This is a genomic window from Niabella terrae (genome assembly GCF_054783135.1).
Map to the genome: position 1 here is coordinate 310,211 of NZ_BAAGRD010000001.1, position 17,034 is coordinate 327,244.

The following is a 17,034-nucleotide window of genomic DNA, read 5'->3' on the forward strand; positions in this document are numbered from 1 at the left end:
TTTTTTAAAATCTGCTATCATTCTGCCCGGTCAGGCCGCATAGATTATTTCGACAAGGAATAAAAATAATAGGCGACTTCGGCGGGTAATACTTCAGTTGCCGGCCGGGCTTCTTCTCCGGATATGTCCGGGTGGGGCTGGTCCTCATACTGGTATAATTTCCAGTCTCCATCACAAAACTCAAGCGCCGTCATATGTTCTACCCAATCACCCGCATTTAAATAGGTGACCGAACCCCTTTCCGTTGTAATAACACGTTGGCAGGGTTGGTGAATATGACCACAGATCACGGTATCAAATCCTTTTTCGATGGCCAATGCGCCGATCTTCTGCTCGAAGGCGGTCACATTGAGTATCCGCTTATTAAACTGATGCATGGCCGCTTTTGCAAGTGATCGCTTCTCCTTTCCCAATACCTGCGTCAGCCTGTTGAAGCAACGGTTAAAGCCCAATAACAAGGCATAACCATTGCTGCCCATTCGGCCCCAGAACCGGGCTTGTCGGGTGGTTGTATGATCAAAAACATCCCCATGAAATATCCAGGTTTTCCGGCCATTGACTTCAATTACGATTTTATCGGTCAATATAAAGTCGCCCATCTGCAGATCCGTATATTTTCTTAAGACATCATCATGGTTCCCGGTAATATAGATCACCCGGGTACCCCTGCTGAGCAAGTTAAAAATTTCCCGGATGGCCTGAATATGGCTTGCCGGAAAGTACCTTTTAGAAAACTGCCAGCCGTCAATGATATCTCCGTTGAGGATCAGCAGCTGCGGTTGGATACTTTTGAGATAAGCGGTAAACGCTCTGGCACGGGCCGCGTAAGTGCCCAGATGCAAATCACTCAATACCACCAGTTCTACCTGTCGTTTGGACATCGTTTAGGGTTTCTCAAAGGTCCCTTGGTGGTATCAACTAATTGTTACGGCAGTATTATTTTGCTATTATCAAAAAGGGGCATGCGCATCGGCCTGCCGCAATTCATATACGTTAAAGGATGACTCATTCTTCAGGCAAGGTCCCCTGAGGACCTTCCTGGAACACCCTGAAGCTCAGGGATTTTCCGGTAGTTGTGGTGACCGTAACCGTATCCATTCTATTATAGGTTGAATTGGAAGTCACAGTCAATTCCAGTGCGCCTCCGGTATGACGGATAGCACACCAGCCTGTTGTGTCTTTATGGGTTATACGGTTTTTCCATTCTGCTGTATCTATATTGGTTGCGACCGGCACCAGACGACTTTGGGCAGCGGGATTGAATTCAACCAGTTTATAAGCGTCTGCAATTCCAAAATAGGGCCGGTCAAGCTCTTCATACAGCTCCGTCACTTTCTGACAGGACAGGAGCCAGAAACCTGTAATCAATAAGGTACTATATAAAAGTTTGTTTCTTTTCATTTGCGGTCATCTTTGGATAGTACCAGTTTTTTAAAATTCTGTGCGGCACCCGATGCAGAAACTTCCGCTGTATGGATTCGCTGGTAAACCACAAAAGAACGCTGCTCGCTACTGTCGTTCGTCACGGTGACTATAGCATATCGGGGCTGGCCCAGACTGTTACTATCGGCGGTCAGCTCAAACTGATTGACCGCAATTGAATCTGCCTGAAGCCAGTCTTCCTGGGCTACAGCTACTTTCCAGGGCGCGTCCGATTCCACGGTAATTGCTCTTTGCTCTTTATCCCCCGAAAAAATCAGCGTATCGCCATATACCTGTACCTGCATCCTGTAAAATGTATTTTTTATTGTCACGTTTTCACAGGCCGCTAATATAGCCGTCAGGATGATTACCAGATATACGATCCGCTTTTGCATGGCGATAAAAATAAGAAAACACTAAGGACAAAAGCCCTTATTTGATAAATTTACCAAGAAATTACAAGCCGGTGCCGCTGTTGCGGCAAACACCTGCCAGGCTGTTACTTCATGGCTTCCAAATCTTTCTGCAACCGGAACATCTCGTCTCTTAACCTGGCGGCTTCCATAAAATCCAGATCCCGGGCCGCTTTCTCCATTTCCTTCTTTGTTCGGGATATCGCTTTTTCCAACTGAGGAATGGTGGAATACACCAGTTCCTCTTCGCCGGCCAGGGGCACCGGATCCGCACTGAATGCAATCGCCTGAGGATCCTTTTCGTCAAATCCTTTTATTTCCAGAACGCTGGTCTGTTTAAAGACATCTTCCTTGGACTTTATAATCGTCCTTGGTGTAATATGATGTTCGAGATTATAAGCCATCTGCTTTTCCCGGCGCCGATGGGTTTCATCGATGGTACGTTGCATGCTGCCCGTCATGCTGTCGGCATAGAAGATAACCAGGCCGTCCACATTCCGGGCCGCCCTGCCGGCGGTCTGGGTCAGTGATTTTTCATTTCGCAGAAAACCTTCCTTATCGGCATCCAGGATCGCTACCAGGCTCACTTCCGGCAGATCCAGGCCTTCCCGCAATAAATTAACGCCCACCAACACGTCGATCTCACCGAGACGGAGTTGTCGCAGGATCTCAACCCGGTCGAGGGTATCCACTTCACTATGTATGTATTTGGATTTAATATCGATGCGGTGCAGGTATTTGTCCATTTCTTCGGCCATACGTTTGGTGAGCGTGGTAACCAGCACCCGATCCCCTTTCTTCACCCTTTTATCAATCTCATCCAACAGGTCATCGATCTGGTTGACGCTGGGCCTCACTTCGATCGGCGGATCCAGCAAGCCCGTGGGCCGGACGACCTGCTCTACAATGACACCACCTGTTTTCTCCAACTCATAGGCATCCGGTGTTGCCGACACATAAATCACCTGGTTCTGCAGGCTCTCAAACTCATGAAAATTCAGGGGCCTGTTGTCCAGCGCTGAAGGCAGCCGGAAGCCATAATCTACCAGGATCAATTTTCGACTCCGGTCACCGCCATACATACCGCTGACCTGTGGCATGGTCTGGTGACTTTCGTCCACCATCATCAGAAAGTCTTTGGGAAAATAATCCAACAAACAGAAAGGTCGGGTACCGGGACTGCGACGATCAAAAAAACGGGAATAATTTTCAATGCCATTACAATAGCCCAACTCGCGAATCATTTCCATATCGAATTCCACCCGTTCTTTAATTCTCTGAGCTTCGATCAATTTCTGATTGCTGCTGAAATATTCGACCTGTGCCTGCAGTTCATCCTGTATTTCATGAATCACCTGCTGTAGCATGTCCTTGGGTGCCACATACAGATTGGCAGGGAAAATAGCTACATGCTCCAGCGGACTGATCCGCTTACCACTGGTTATTTCAATGGTTTCAATTTCTTCAATTTCATCGCCAAAAAAACTGATCCTGTAGCCGTAATCGACATAAGGCAGGTTGATGTCTACCGTGTCACCTTTAACGCGAAAACTGCCCCGGCTAAATTCTTCCGTACTCCGGGAGTAAAGAGAATTTACCAACCCATGCAATAAAGCCTGGCGGGAAATGGTCTGACCCCGATTGATACGGATAATGCTGTTTTCATAGTCCGCCGGATTACCGGCACCATAGATACAACTGACCGAAGCGACCACAATAATATCCCGGCGCCCGCTGAGCAGGCTGGTAATGGTACGCAGCCGGAGCTTGTCCAGTTCTTCGTTTATGGCCAAATCTTTCTCAATATAGGTATCACTTACAGGCAGATAGGCTTCCGGCTGGTAATAATCATAATAGGAGACAAAATATTCTACCGCATTCTCCGGAAAAAACTGCCGAAATTCTCCGTATAGTTGGGCTACCAGGGTTTTATTATGGGTGATGATCAGCGTGGGGCGCTGGGTATTCTGAATCACATGCGCCATGGTATAGGTCTTACCACTACCCGTCACGCCAAGCAGGGTCTGATACTTTTCACCGGCTAGGACACCTTCTGTCAGTTGGGCAATGGCCGCCGGCTGGTCCCCGGCGGGCGGAAATGGACTATGAAGTTTAAAAGACAAAATCTATTTTTTAAAATATGAATTCCAAAGTTAAAAGATTAACCCAAGACGGTGAAAACACGCGATGCTAAACTAACCAGGCCCGGAAACGCCTGTTAAAACTGAACTCGGTGCCGGGATACCTGAAACGGAGCTTAACGCATTTGCAGGAAATAGTTTATTTTCCATTCCCATTTTAAATAGTTCATGAAATTAGTTTCCGGATTCCTGCTCTTGCTTTTCTGCGGTTCACTGAATGGCCAGCCCATCTATTCCCCAAAACAACTATCCGATGATCTGAAAATCTTACAGCATATCATTTTACACACTTACCCCGCTGCAAGTCAATCAGAAAGAAACAGATTTTTGGAGAAATGGGACAGCCTGGTGGCCCGTCGTCCAATGAAAGAAGGTACTGCCATCGACCTGCTTAGATTAATTTCCAAATCCGATCTGGCTGTTCATTATGATGATCACGCAGGAATTATTCTCAAGGATGAAGCCTATCCAACGGGTCCTGGATATTTCCCTTTGCCTGTTTACGCACTGGACGGACATCTCCTGGTTAATGCAGAAGGTACAGAAATTCCTTTTGGAAGCATAATTGAAAACATTAACGGCCGGGCGGCATCCTCCATTCTGGACACATTAATCGGCAGCCAGACCATGCGACATTTTCGGGAGCACCACTTATTCAGATCCTTTCCCGTACTGTACTACTTAAAATGGGGGGCATCGTATGTATTCAATATCCGGTATCGCAGTCCCGGAGCGCCGGAAATAATTCAAACGGCAGCAGTTAAAAGCCTGAACTTAACGCAATGGCTCCAGATGCGACAGCAGGAAATTTACCCGCTGTCCAGGGACCATCCCTCCCCACCCCTAACTGCAAGATATGAGCAGCAGACTCAAACCTATTACCTGAGAATTAGTCGTTTTACCGGGGAATCTTCCGATACGATTGCTGCGAAAGAAAAATTCAGATCGAGACTGGATAGCCTGTTTGCAGATGTCAATGATAAAAATCCGAAGGAGCTGATACTGGATATCCGGGATAATGGTGGTGGGCTTATGGACTTAGCGGCATTGCTTTTTTCCTATTTGGGCGATACCATCCTGAAACAGTCTTTTGATTTAAAAATGCCTCCGGTCAAAAAGATACCCCTTCATCATCTAAAACAGATTGACTTGCAACGGGTACTGAATGGCTCCGATGCACGAAAAAAACTGTACCGACTCTACGATGGTTTCCAGGGTCAAAAAACCTTTGCATGCCAACATCTTGTTTTTGAAATACCTAAACCTACACATCCTTACAAGGGCAAAGCATCATTACTGATGAACGGCGGCAGCTTTTCTGCAGCTGTCTATTTTGCAGCTTTATTCCGTCAGCATAATAGGGGCATCATTTATGGGAGCCCGGCGGGCGGTAACATTCGGCATTTGACCGCAGGGCATATACTTATGTATGAATTACCCCATTCCGGCTTACTCGTGCAGGTTCCGTTAATGCTGATAGACCTTGACAGGAATTTTTACAACTTTAATAAAGAGGGAACAGTCCATCCGGATATCAAACCTGACTTTGGCAAACGCTATAAAAATTTTCTAGAGAAAAAAGACCTGGATACGGGTGCCCTTTCCCGATAGCTGTCATGCCGTCAAAATAATCGTAACCGGCGACCATGCAGCATCGCATTTTTATAATACAGCCCCTCAATGATAAGTAGGAGACGCCGGAAATACTGCTGCAGATCACAGTTCCCGGAAACCATCTGAAAATCTAAGCCCGCGGTATTTTGGCTGAACCGGTCTATTTTTTCTGATAGACCCGGACATAATCCACTTCTAGCTTTTTCGGTAATTCCGTACCCGACGGATCTCCTCCATTCATGCCGCCCAAAGCAAAATCAAAAAGCATATACTGCGGTTGTTTGAAAGGATGAAATTCGCTGCCATCCTTATTCACCAGATTTTCCATCGGTTCGCGGATCAATAATTCGTCGTCTACATAAATAGCAATGGCTGAAGCGTCCCAATCCATCCGCCACACATGAAATTCCGCGGCCCATTTGGCATCGACCGGCCGTTTCTTACTAAACCAAAATGCCTTATAGCGCTCGTCCGTACCGATAGCAATATTAGCCAGCAGGCTATCCCGATAAAATTCCATGATATCTATTTCTCCATTGGAAGGCCAGTCTTTCTCCACTCCAAGCATCCACCAGGCCGGCCACATACCTGTACTGACGTCGATCCTGCCCCGCATTTCAAATCGTCCGTACAACCATTGCTGTTTTCCCCGGGTGATGATACTCGCAGAAGTATACCGAATGTCCTTTCGGTTGGTACGCCAATCCCGGCTGCCGGCGACAAAATTCGGATTTGGTTTTGATTCCCGCCGGGCTTCCAGAACCAGGTAGCCATCTTTACAGTAAGCGTTCTCCGGCTGGTACCACTGCTCCTCTTCATTTCGAACAAAACCCAGCTCATAACTCCAGTTCGTACTATCCGGAGGGCCGTCATGATTAAATTCATCCGCCCAAACCAGCGCGTAATCACTTTCAGCCGGTTCAGAACGCTGTTGACCTGTGGACTGGCAGGCCGTCAATACCACCAGCAGATAAAAAAACTTGTTCATTAGATTTGTTTTTAAGCGTTCAAAAGTACCAGCGCCTGTCGGTGCTGTTACCCACCGACGCTCCATTCGATATCCGTCAAATCTGATCCTGATCCGTCTTCAATAATCCTGCTTATTATTGCGGATCATTTGGATGCTGATCCAGTTCGGGCTTCTAACCACTGATCGATTGCGGAATCGGCATTAAATAATTCTTAGAAGTATCAAAAAACCATTAGGGCGACTCCGGAAGAATGCATTTATTCGTTGGCAGGAAACAGGTATCCGGCTGATCGGCCAATGTCTTTATACGGTCCGTCTAAGAAAGCATGTGCTGATGCGGTTTACTACCAATATCAATGATCTCACTTATGCGGTGCGCATCCATAATTTCAGGTATTTCAGGGAACAATTCAAGAAACGTTATGGGATCGCCCCCTATCCAATATATCCGAAAATACAACCATTCTTTATAACAAGGAAAGCAGCAGCAGTATAAAAAATCTAATGCCCCTTTCCGGGATCAGGAAAGAGAATACCTACTGGCAAGAATACAGAGACAACTGATCTGAAAACCTGTCAGTGCATCGCTTCAGCAGACGGAAATCACTTAAAAATCCTGCTCAATAAAACATGGTCTTGTAGGGGTAACGAATGGCGTAGAGCTCTTTAACCTTTTGCAGGATAATTTCTCTGAGGCCGTCTACATTGCTGCGCGCCAATGCCGACACAAATACTACATTACCATTCAAATCACGGTACCAGCGATCATACAGATCCCGCAGTATCTCTTCCTTGGTCTCATCAGCAAGCCATTCGTCAAAAGTCTGCTGCTCATATAAATCCATCTTGTTGAAAATCGTGATGACCGGCTTGTCAATCACTTTCAGCTCCTCAAGGGTTTTATTCACCACCGCTAGCTGGTCCTCATAATTGGGATGGGAAATGTCCACCACATGCAACAGGATATCGGCTTCCCGAACTTCATCCAGCGTACTTTTAAAGCTTTCTACCAGATGGTGGGGCAGTTTTCGGATAAAGCCCACCGTGTCGCTCAACAAAAAGGGCGTTTGCTCATACACCACCTTGCTGGTAGTCGTGTCCAGTGTGGCAAATAATTTGTTTTCTGCGAATACATCCCGCTTGCTCAGCAGGTTCATGATCGTGCTTTTGCCCACGTTGGTATAACCCACCAGAGCGACCCGGATAAATTCTCCCCTTTCTTTGCGCTGGGTAAAGGACTGTTTATCGATCTCGGCGAGTTTTTTACGCAGTAAACTGATCTTGTCACGGATAATCCGCCGATCGGTTTCAATTTCGGTTTCACCCGGACCCCGGGAACCAATTCCACCGCCCTGGCGTTCCAGGTGGCTCCACATACCCCGCAGCCGGGGCAGGATATACTGGTATTGTGCCAGCTCCACCTGTGTCCGTGCCTGTGCTGTTTTAGCGCGATGGGCGAATATATCCAGGATCAGGTCCGAGCGATCGATAACTTTTATTTTCAATTCTTTCTGAATATTATTGATCTGCGCCCCGCTGAGTTCATCATCAAAAATCACCAGATGGATATCGTGAGCAATCACATACTGCCGAATTTCTTCCAGCTTGCCCTTACCGACAAATGTTCGGGAATCCGGATGCTGTAATTTTTGAATAAAACGCTTGCGGGTTACCGCACCGGCCGTTTCTGCCAGAAAGGCCAGTTCGTCCAGGTAATCGTTCACCTGTCGCTCGGTCTGCTGCTGCTGAACCAGACCCACGATGACGGCATGCTCCGCAACCTTAGTTTGCTTCTTCTTTTCTATCATATTGAACCGACAAAGGTAGGAAAGATTCAATTGACCGATTGTCCTGGTCCTGTAGCCGGCAGAAGAGCCCCACGACAAAATCCATCGACCGCCGCTAAGCCCCTTCGAGTTGGCCGGTTTGCTGTATTTTTGCCCGGGCCTCCCGAGGCTTATTCATTTGAAGGATCATTAAAATTATACGCAATCATGAACAAAGGACCTGTTTCAAATTTTATCAGCCATCATTACCGGCATTTTAATGCGGCAGCCCTGATGGACGCCGCCAAAGGTTATGAGACCCATTTACTGGAAGGTGGTAAAATGATGGTCACCCTGGCCGGAGCGATGAGTACGGCAGAACTGGGTATCTCACTGGCGGAGATGATCCGTCAGGACAAAATTCATATCATCAGCTGCACCGGTGCCAATCTGGAAGAAGATGTTATGAACCTGGTAGCCCATTCTCATTATAAAAGAGTACCCGAATACCGGGACCTGACACCGCAGCAGGAATGGGATCTCCTGGAAAATCATTACAACCGGGTTACCGATACCTGCATTCCGGAGGAAGAGGCCTTCCGCCGCCTGCAACAGCATCTGGTAAAACAGTGGCAGCAGGCAGAAGCGGCCGGTGAGCGTTATTTTCCCCATGAATTTCTCTACAAGACCGTGCGCAGCGGTGAACTGGAACAGTATTATGAAATTGATCCCAAAGACAGCTGGATCCTGGCGGCAGCAGAAAAAAACCTGCCAATTATATGTCCGGGCTGGGAAGACAGCACCACGGGTAATATCTTTGCCAGTTACGTGATCAAGGGCGAACTTCAGGCCAGTACCGTGAAAAGCGGGATCGAGTACATGGTCTGGCTGACAGATTGGTACCGCAATAACAGCGGTGGAAAAGGTGTTGGCTTCTTCCAGATCGGGGGCGGCATTGCCGGAGATTTTCCGATCTGTGTGGTCCCGATGATGTACCAGGATCTGGAATGGCATGATGTTCCTTTCTGGAGCTATTTCTGCCAGATCAGCGACAGTACTACCTCCTACGGTTCTTATAGTGGTGCGGTACCCAATGAAAAAATTACCTGGGGGAAACTGGATATCCAAACCCCTAAGTTCATTGTAGAAAGTGATGCGACCATTGTTGCGCCCCTGATCTTTGCCTGGATCCTGGGCTGGTAGTTCAAAATAGATTACAGAAGACCGCAGTTGCTGATGATCCGCACTGCGGTTTTTTGTTTTTAATCCTCGATGATGACCACGGCCGCGGCGATGCCTTTCAAATGACTTAGAGACAGTTTAATTTTGGATAGGTCCAGATGGCTCAGCGTGGCTGCGGTGTCTCCGGCCAGGCTGAGCTCCGGCTTGCCGTTATCATCTCCACTGATGATGATCTCATGATAGGCAGTGCCCTTGGCCCAACCGGTACCCAGGGCTTTAAAGAAAGCCTCCTTGGCGGCAAATCTGGCACTATAATGTTCAAATTTATGGGTCTTGGGCTCGCAATAGGCAATCTCCACCGGATGGAAGACCAACTCCCGAAAGCCCTGCTCTTTTTCTATTTTTTCCTGTACCCTTGTCACTTCGATGACGTCCAGTCCGATTCCAGTTACCATAAGGTTTATTTTTGAAGTTCCCGGTACTCAGGGAACAGGATCATAGCCACTGCCGCCCCAGGGATGGCAGCGGGAAATTCTTTTCAGGGCCAGCCAGAACCCTTTAAACAGGCCGTATTTCCTGAATGCCAGTAAGGCATATTGCGAACAGGTAGGCGTATACCGGCATTTGGGTCCCAGCCAGGGAGATATTACCCACTGGTAGATCTTTATCAACAGGATAAAGGGCCAGCTAAGTATTTTCAGTAATTGTTGCATCCAGGGTGGCTAATAATTTTAGAAACAATTGGCGGCTGTCCTGATACAATAGGCTATAGTCCGGAAGCTCCCGGCCGGTATATAATAAGAAAACTGCCAGACTGCAATGATGCGCTTCGGTCCAGTTCCGCAGGGGTTCCTGCTGCAACCGACAAATTTCTCGTAATATTCTTTTGATCCGGTTGCGGTCCACGGCCCTTTTGAAATTCCGGCTACTGACGCCGACACCAAATTTCAGGCCTGCATTCCCCGTATCATTAAGAAATATCAAGCGAACAGATTTTCCCCTGAAGCGTTTTCCGCTGTCAAAAACAGCCTGCAGTTGCTTGCTGCTTTTCAGTCTCCTGGAAGGGGGAAGCCCATAAGTTTTCATCCGTATCTTGTGTTTTTTCACGGATCCTTGCCTGCTTTGGACAGCCAGGGGACTCCGTAAAACAAAAATAGCTCCCTTTAAGGAGCTATCCATATTTTCTGACCGCCGGGCGGCTTACTTCAATCTGCTTTCGTCAGAAACTGTAAGTTTTTTGCGTCCTTTGGCACGGCGACTGGCCAATACCTTACGACCATTAGCAGTCTGCATGCGTTTACGAAATCCATGGACTGTTTTACGACGGCGCCGGTGTGGTTGAAAAGTACGTTTCATATTCTAAATTATTTTCACTTTTAAAAGATGCAGCATGGGAGAACATGCCCGGGTTACTTATCACAGGAAATCACCACATTTCCTGGTTGTGAAAGGACGGCAAAGGTAAGGAAAAGCCCGGACCTGGCGAAGCCTGCGATTAAAAAATCGCATCATCCTATAAAGCGGTAAACTGACTTTGTATGGGTGCCCCGAAAAAAAGACTCCCCTTTTCATTGAAATCCTCGACTGAATCTGTCGTAAAGAATTGCAAATCACCATTTTGACTGCAATTCTCCTGAATTTCGGGATGCCGTTCCAGATAAGCTGCCAGGCTGTTGGCCACGAGTGCTCCCTGCCCCATCAGCTGTACATCTACCGGCAGGTATTCCCGGATCTGATCCGCCAGGAGCGGGTAATGGGTGCAGGCCATCAGGACCAGATCAATATTTTTACCCTCATGAAACAGCCGGTTGAGGTATTCCTTTATAAAATGCGGCGTACCCGGATTATCCATCTCATTGTTTTCAATAATAGGTACCCACATCGGGCAGGCCTGCTGAAAGACGGTTAGATCCGGAAAAAATTTTTCAATTTCTATGGGATAGGAAGCGGAACTGACGGTTCCCCGGGTAGCGAGGATGCCCACCTGCCGGGTCTGGGTATGAGCGCCAATGACCTCGGTGGTAGGCCGGATTACACCCAATACTCTTCTGTCCGGGGCGATTCGGGGCAGGTCCAGTTGCTGGATGCTGCGCAATGCCTTGGCGGAGGCTGTATTACAGGCCAGGATCACCAGCCGGCAGCCCCTTGAAAAGAACCATTGGACGGCTTCCAGACTGTATTGATAAACCGTCTCAAAACTCCGGGTCCCGTAAGGCGCCCGGGCATTATCGCCCAGGTAGAGATAGTCATAGTCCGGTAGTCTCCGGACCATTTCCTTTAAAACGGTTAAACCGCCGTAACCGGAATCAAATACACCTATCGGGGCTTTATCCATAATGGAGCAGGTCTTATGGTCCAAAAATAAAAAACCGTCTGCATACAGACGGTTTAATTTTTTTGTTCCCGATTACTGGCTTATTTGGCGCCGCCCGCTGCGGGTGCGGTCGCACCGGCCGGCGGTGTGACATTGCCTTCAGCATCGACCTTAATACCCAGTTTCTGTGCGATCGGAATATTGAGGATATCGCCGGGAGGTGCAACTACGACCACCTGCTGATCCAGTACATGGGTATAACCCTTCTCTTTGGCATAGGCATTAATGGCGTCCATTACTTTTTTATACAGGGGCCCAAAAAGCTGGCCTCGCTTGGCCTGCGATACTTCCTGCGCTCTTTGCTCCCAGGTACCGAGAATCTGGCCCAGGCGGTTTAAGTCATTTTCCAGGGCGCTTTTTACAGAGGCGTTGGTCGCTGCCTTATGCAGGCTGTCTTTTTCCTGATATTCATTCATCAGTTTGGTATAGGTACCACCGACGGAATCCTGTTGCCATTGTTGAAATTCCTGCTGGGTCTTCTGCGCTTCAGGCAGATTGTAGACCAGGGCATCTACGTTCACGTAACCGATTTTCTGGGCACCAGCGCTCAGACCGCCGGCAATAACCAGACCCAATGCAATCACAATAAATTTAACTTGTTTCATCTGATTTTTTTCGTTTTTAATTGAAAGATGCATTTCGACCAGCCACTTTATTTTTCCTGCGGCCTCCCTCCTGCATCTGTTACTTCAGTTTTTTTTTAATTTTGAAACCAAAGACTGTGGTATGCGCCACGGCTTTAATTTTTCTATTCGCTTTATTTTCAGTTTATTTTAACCTGAGCTCTTTCAAAAGTTCCTCGCTTTTGTCCAGCTTTGGGTCGGCAAATATAATGGTTTTCCCTTCACTTTTATCCAAAACGAGATCGTATCCATTGGCAGCTACCAGCCGTTTTACAGCATCGGCTACCCGGGTCTGCAGGGGCTCCATCAGCTCCATTCTTTTCTTATACAAGTCCCCTTCAAATCCAAATCGCTTTTTCTGAAGTACCATGAGTTCTTTTTCCATTCTAAAGAGTTCATCCTCTTTTTCCTGTTTCATATTATCGTTCATCATCGACTCCTGTGCCTCATAATCCGCATAAGTCCGGTCCAGGGTCGCCTGCTTGGTATCGATTTCCTTTTGCCAGGTAGCTGCCTGGGCATCTACTTTTTTCTGAATTTCTGCGTATTCCGGCATTTTTTCGAAAACATAACGGGTATCCACGATGGCATATTTCTGTGCCTGTACAGAGAGATTTGCCAGAACCAGTCCCAGTAGTAACACAAATAACTTTCTCATATTCTTAAATATTAAGTTTAGCAATTGACGTATATGCGCCTGTCGAAGTTGCTTAAACGGCACCTTTATTCCGGTTCAAAGCCCAGCATAAAGGTAAATTTACCGGCATTTTTAAGTCCCTGTCCGGGTTGCAGTCTGTCCAGACCCACCCCATAATCGAATCCAAGTAATCCAAACATCGGCAGGTAGAACCGGGCACCCAGACCGACACTACGGCGCAATTTAAACGGATTATAATCGCGGTAATCTCTCCAACCGTTGGCAGCTTCAAAAAAGGCCAGACCAAATATGGTACTGCTGGGGTTGGTTACCAACGGATAACGCAGTTCCGCCTGGTACTTATTGAACATGATGAAGAAATTACTGAAATCATTGTTCGAGACATTTTCTGGATTGATGGTCGGATCTGAAGTATTGTAGATTGGATAACCCCGCTGGGCAATGATATCAAAACCTGTCAGTGAGAAAGTCTGGTTCATACCTGCATCACCCAACTGGAATCGTTCGAAAGGAGAATAGTCCAATTCGGAATTATACCGGCCGATAAAACCATATTTAGCGGCAAATTTCAGGACAAACTGCCGGTCTTTGTTCTCACCCTTGCCCCGTCCGAGGGGTACATACCACTGGGCGCCAAAACGCCATTTATGGTATTCAACGTATTTAAACCGGTTTTCAGAATTAATCTCGGCGCCCAGCAGTGAATAAGGCGGTGTGAACTGCACACTGGCCATGATCTCACTACCACTGCGGGGGAATATCGGATCAAATACCGAAGACCGCTGCAGGGCCAGCTTGAAACTCAGGTTATTGGAGATACCATTATTGAAGGGCAATCCATAATTATAACCCATGTTCTTGACCTTATACCGGGTAAAGGAGGCCGTATACATCAACGTAAAGTAGTCATCCGGCCAGTTCAGGCGTTTACCCAGCCCGATTGAAAAGCCGTTTACCGTCAAGGAAGTATCCTTGGAATACCGGTACCGGTTATTGGTATAATCGTAGCCGAGCGTCGAATTATACTTACTATTATTATAGGAGATCGTGAGTGAATTACGTTTTTTACCGCCGAGCCAGGGTTCAGTAAAGGTCGCATTATAGGAGCGGAACAACCGACCATTGGACTGCACCCGCAGGCTCAGTTTCTGTCCATCCCCCACCGGCAATGGATCCCAGGCTTCCTTTTTCCAGATATTGCGGATGGAGAAGTTGTTAAATGTCACCCCCAGGGTACCGGTCAGGCCGATGCCACCACCCCATCCAGCCGAAAGTTCGAGCTGATCGGAAGACTTTTCCTTCAGATTCCAGTTGATGTCCACCGTACCGTCATTCTGATTGGGCATCGGTTGCGGACTGATGGATTCCTGCTCAAAATAATTCAGGGCATTGAGTTCCCGCACGGTACGCATCAGATCGCTCTGGCTGTACAGGGCGCCGGGCATGGTCCGCATTTCCCGCCGTATTACATGGTCCTTTGTGCGGTCATTACCGCGAATATTGATGTTCTTGATCCGCGCCTGCGGTCCTTCAATGATTCTGATTTCATGATCGATGGTATCTCCATGGATCGCGGTTTCCACCGGTACGACCTGAATAAACAGGTACCCCTTATCCCGGTAAGCCGTCTGAATATCCTGTGCATCCTGGCTGGGTTCCAATCCCAGGGCCTTGTTCAGGATGCCGGCATCATAGGTATCGCCTTCGTGAATGCTCAGGATTTGATTCAGCAGGGTATCGCTGAAAACAGAATTTCCCTTCCAGCTTGTTTTACCGAAATAATATTGCTGTCCTTCCTTTACCTTGATGTCAATATACATCTTATTATTCTGCACCACCTGAGTGTCGGCAAGTATCTGTGCATCCCGATAGCCGCGGGCGTTGAAATAACTCAGCACTTTCTCCTTGTCCTCATTGTATTTTTTACGATTGAACTTAGAGGAAGAGAAAAATTTAAACCGGAAATAAGGATCCAGCACTTCCAGTGATTTGGTCCCGGAAAGAAAGCCCCAATCATTCATATATTCCCCGAAATCATACCGGTCGATAGGCCCATAGGTACTGATATACCTGGACGGATAGAGCGTCATCTTGGTCATTTCCTTGGTCCCCTTCATCTTCTTCTTCAGTCTCAGGCTGCTTATTTGCTTATTTCCAAAGAAATTAATCTCGTCTATCTTAACTTTCTTTCCCTTATTGATCTTTATGGTCAGGGCATTGGAGTTCTTCAAAATGGGATCCGGCTTTTCAATCAGGTCAACTTTGACATCATAAAAACCCTTTTCTTCATAATAAGCCTCCGTCAGGTCAATTATATTGCGGCGGGTATTTTCTGAAAGAATGGTCGTTTGTTTGGCAATACCCGTTTTCTTAATCAACTCTTCCTGTTCTGTCTTCCGGGCACCTTCAAATTTAAAGTCGCCCAGCTTCGGCCTTTCTGTCACTTCCAGCTCCAGGCTGATTTTATCGCCGTTCACCCGGGTAACATACACTTTTACATCCGCTACCAGCTTCTGACGCCAGAGGTTATTGATCGCCCGGGAAAACAAATCCGTTCCCGGATAGGTAAAACGTTGACCTTTCTGAAGTCCGGCTACTGAAAGTACGATGGTCGAGTCCAGGTAGGAAGCGCCTTTGACAGTGACCTGCTCAATGACATACTCACGTTGCTGTCTGGAATTCAACCATTCTGACAATTGAGGATCTACCGATGTTACCGGAATTGTATCTGTTTGGGCACATACCGCATTCACTGTGGTGGTCAGGACCATTAAAACACAAAACCGGGATAAGAAAAACTGCATATTCGGGTTTAAATATCGGTAATCAATTTAAGTTTTTGCAAAAAGCAGGAAGTTAATTTTTAAATCACTATTCGGTAGACACTCTTTCCTATTGCGGCGGCAAATTAAAGGTAAAAAATGGAAACTGAATGTTAAAAGCATCCTGATAAACGTTATATTTCAGCCAAAGCGGATCCAAAACAAGCTGAACAGCAACTGTTTGTTCACGAGCCCTGGTTGATCTGTTTGGAGGTTTTACCAAAACGCCTTTCACGATGCTGATAGTCGATCAGTGCTTTATACAGGTTGTCTTTACGGAACTCCGGCCAACGCACGTCGGTAAAATAGAGTTCAGCATAAGCCAGTTGATACAACAAAAAATTACTGATCCGGTATTCCCCACTCGTACGGATCATGAGCTCGGGATCAGGAAAATCACTGGTGCACAAGTATTTCTGCAGCACTTCCTGATCGATTTCTTCCACCTGAAGCCGGTTCTCACGAACTTCATGGGCGATATTCTTAACCGCATTCAGTAATTCCCAGCGGCCGCTGTAGCTCAATGCCATAATCAGATTTAGTCCGGTATTGGCGGCAGTAATTTCCAGCGCCTCCTGTAGTTCCTGCCGGGCATAAGCCGGCAGCATGCTCATATCTCCGATAACATGCAGTTTGATCCGGTTTTTATGCAGGGTTTCCACTTCCTTACGGATGGTAGAGACCAGCAGTTCCATCAGGCCAACCACTTCATATTCGGGCCGGTCCCAGTTTTCCGTGCTGAAAGCATACAGTGTCAGGTATTGAATACCCAGTTCCGCGGCCCCCTCCACAATATCCCTTACACTTTCTACACCATGGTAATGACCAAATAGACGGTCCTCCCCCTGTTCCTGTGCCCAACGACCGTTGCCGTCCATAATGATGGCCACATGCTTTGGTAATTTACCTTTATCGATTTGATCTGTTAAGGATGCCATATTGTTCAGAAGCGGTGACAAAAATAAATAATATGGACAAAGTAGCGAATAAAAAACCGCCGGGCCACTGTCAGGCGCGCAGCGAAAAGACGACGACTGGTCGTTTTTTGA

Annotated in this window: 17 protein-coding genes; 2 read left to right on the forward strand and 15 right to left on the reverse strand. The window is 47.3% G+C overall.

All coding sequences use genetic code 11. From position 1 onward, the window contains the following. Positions 1-44: 44 nt before the first annotated feature. The 4 genes from ACYVI9_RS01365 to uvrB form a co-directional block, all read right to left on the reverse strand. A complete protein-coding gene (locus ACYVI9_RS01365) occupies positions 45-881 on the reverse strand; it encodes a UDP-2,3-diacylglucosamine diphosphatase (protein WP_460759626.1) in 837 nt (278 codons plus the stop codon). Between the two features lie 124 nt (positions 882-1,005). Continuing rightward, positions 1,006-1,401, reverse strand: coding sequence for a hypothetical protein (locus tag ACYVI9_RS01370; RefSeq protein WP_460759628.1), 396 nt, complete (start codon positions 1,399-1,401; stop codon positions 1,006-1,008). Further along, complete coding sequence (locus ACYVI9_RS01375) at positions 1,398-1,817, reverse strand: BACON domain-containing protein (protein ID WP_460759631.1); 420 nt, start codon at positions 1,815-1,817, stop codon at positions 1,398-1,400. The genes ACYVI9_RS01370 and ACYVI9_RS01375 overlap by 4 nt, the downstream gene beginning before the upstream one ends. A 104-nt stretch (positions 1,818-1,921) precedes the next feature. Further along, a complete protein-coding gene (uvrB, locus tag ACYVI9_RS01380; protein ID WP_460759633.1) occupies positions 1,922-3,958 on the reverse strand; it encodes an excinuclease ABC subunit UvrB in 2,037 nt (678 codons plus the stop codon). 186 nt (positions 3,959-4,144) lie between these two features. Between uvrB and ACYVI9_RS01385 the strand changes: the two genes are divergently transcribed. Continuing rightward, positions 4,145-5,587 carry a S41 family peptidase gene (locus ACYVI9_RS01385; protein WP_460759636.1) on the forward strand — a complete coding sequence of 481 codons (1,443 nt, stop codon included), beginning with the start codon at positions 4,145-4,147 and terminating at the stop codon, positions 5,585-5,587. A gap of 163 nt (positions 5,588-5,750) precedes the next feature. Here the strand turns inward: ACYVI9_RS01385 and ACYVI9_RS01390 are convergent, their stop codons facing one another. Continuing rightward, entirely contained in the window at positions 5,751-6,578 is an 828-nt protein-coding gene (locus ACYVI9_RS01390) for a glycoside hydrolase family 16 protein (protein WP_460759638.1), read from the reverse strand. A gap of 602 nt (positions 6,579-7,180) precedes the next feature. Continuing rightward, on the reverse strand, positions 7,181-8,368 hold the full coding sequence (gene hflX, locus ACYVI9_RS01395) for a GTPase HflX (protein WP_460759641.1): 1,188 nt from the start codon (positions 8,366-8,368) through the stop codon (positions 7,181-7,183). A 186-nt stretch (positions 8,369-8,554) separates the two neighbouring features. Here hflX and ACYVI9_RS01400 point away from each other — a divergent pair, with 186 nt between their 5' ends. Then, complete coding sequence (locus ACYVI9_RS01400; protein WP_460759644.1) at positions 8,555-9,529, forward strand: deoxyhypusine synthase family protein; 975 nt, start codon at positions 8,555-8,557, stop codon at positions 9,527-9,529. A gap of 59 nt (positions 9,530-9,588) precedes the next feature. On the opposite strand, the gene acpS is transcribed toward ACYVI9_RS01400, so the two are convergent. The 9 genes from acpS to ACYVI9_RS01445 all read right to left on the reverse strand — a co-directional run bounded on the left by acpS (position 9,589) and on the right by ACYVI9_RS01445 (position 16,923). Then, positions 9,589-9,963, reverse strand: a complete 375-nt coding sequence (gene acpS / locus ACYVI9_RS01405; RefSeq protein ID WP_460759646.1) for a holo-ACP synthase — start codon at positions 9,961-9,963, stop codon at positions 9,589-9,591. 27 nt (positions 9,964-9,990) lie between these two features. Next, complete coding sequence (gene yidD / locus ACYVI9_RS01410; protein ID WP_460759649.1) at positions 9,991-10,221, reverse strand: membrane protein insertion efficiency factor YidD; 231 nt, start codon at positions 10,219-10,221, stop codon at positions 9,991-9,993. Then, positions 10,196-10,594, reverse strand: a complete 399-nt coding sequence (gene rnpA, locus ACYVI9_RS01415) for a ribonuclease P protein component (protein ID WP_460759651.1) — start codon at positions 10,592-10,594, stop codon at positions 10,196-10,198. The genes yidD and rnpA overlap by 26 nt, the downstream gene beginning before the upstream one ends. A gap of 114 nt (positions 10,595-10,708) precedes the next feature. Continuing rightward, positions 10,709-10,864, reverse strand: a complete 156-nt coding sequence (gene rpmH / locus ACYVI9_RS01420) for a 50S ribosomal protein L34 (protein WP_214448476.1) — start codon at positions 10,862-10,864, stop codon at positions 10,709-10,711. 157 nt (positions 10,865-11,021) lie between these two features. Then, positions 11,022-11,843 (reverse strand): glutamate racemase, encoded by an 822-nt coding sequence (gene murI / locus ACYVI9_RS01425; protein ID WP_460759654.1) that lies wholly within the window; start codon positions 11,841-11,843, stop codon positions 11,022-11,024. Positions 11,844-11,923: 80 nt separating this feature from the next. Next, entirely contained in the window at positions 11,924-12,487 is a 564-nt protein-coding gene (locus ACYVI9_RS01430) for an OmpH/Skp family outer membrane protein (RefSeq protein ID WP_460759656.1), read from the reverse strand. Positions 12,488-12,650: 163 nt separating this feature from the next. Beyond that, a complete protein-coding gene (locus ACYVI9_RS01435) occupies positions 12,651-13,163 on the reverse strand; it encodes an OmpH/Skp family outer membrane protein (RefSeq protein WP_460759659.1) in 513 nt (170 codons plus the stop codon). Between the two features lie 65 nt (positions 13,164-13,228). Beyond that, complete coding sequence (locus ACYVI9_RS01440) at positions 13,229-15,967, reverse strand: BamA/OMP85 family outer membrane protein (RefSeq protein WP_460759661.1); 2,739 nt, start codon at positions 15,965-15,967, stop codon at positions 13,229-13,231. 203 nt (positions 15,968-16,170) lie between these two features. Then, on the reverse strand, positions 16,171-16,923 hold the full coding sequence (locus ACYVI9_RS01445) for an isoprenyl transferase (RefSeq protein WP_460759664.1): 753 nt from the start codon (positions 16,921-16,923) through the stop codon (positions 16,171-16,173). Between the last annotated feature and the right edge of the window lie 111 nt (positions 16,924-17,034).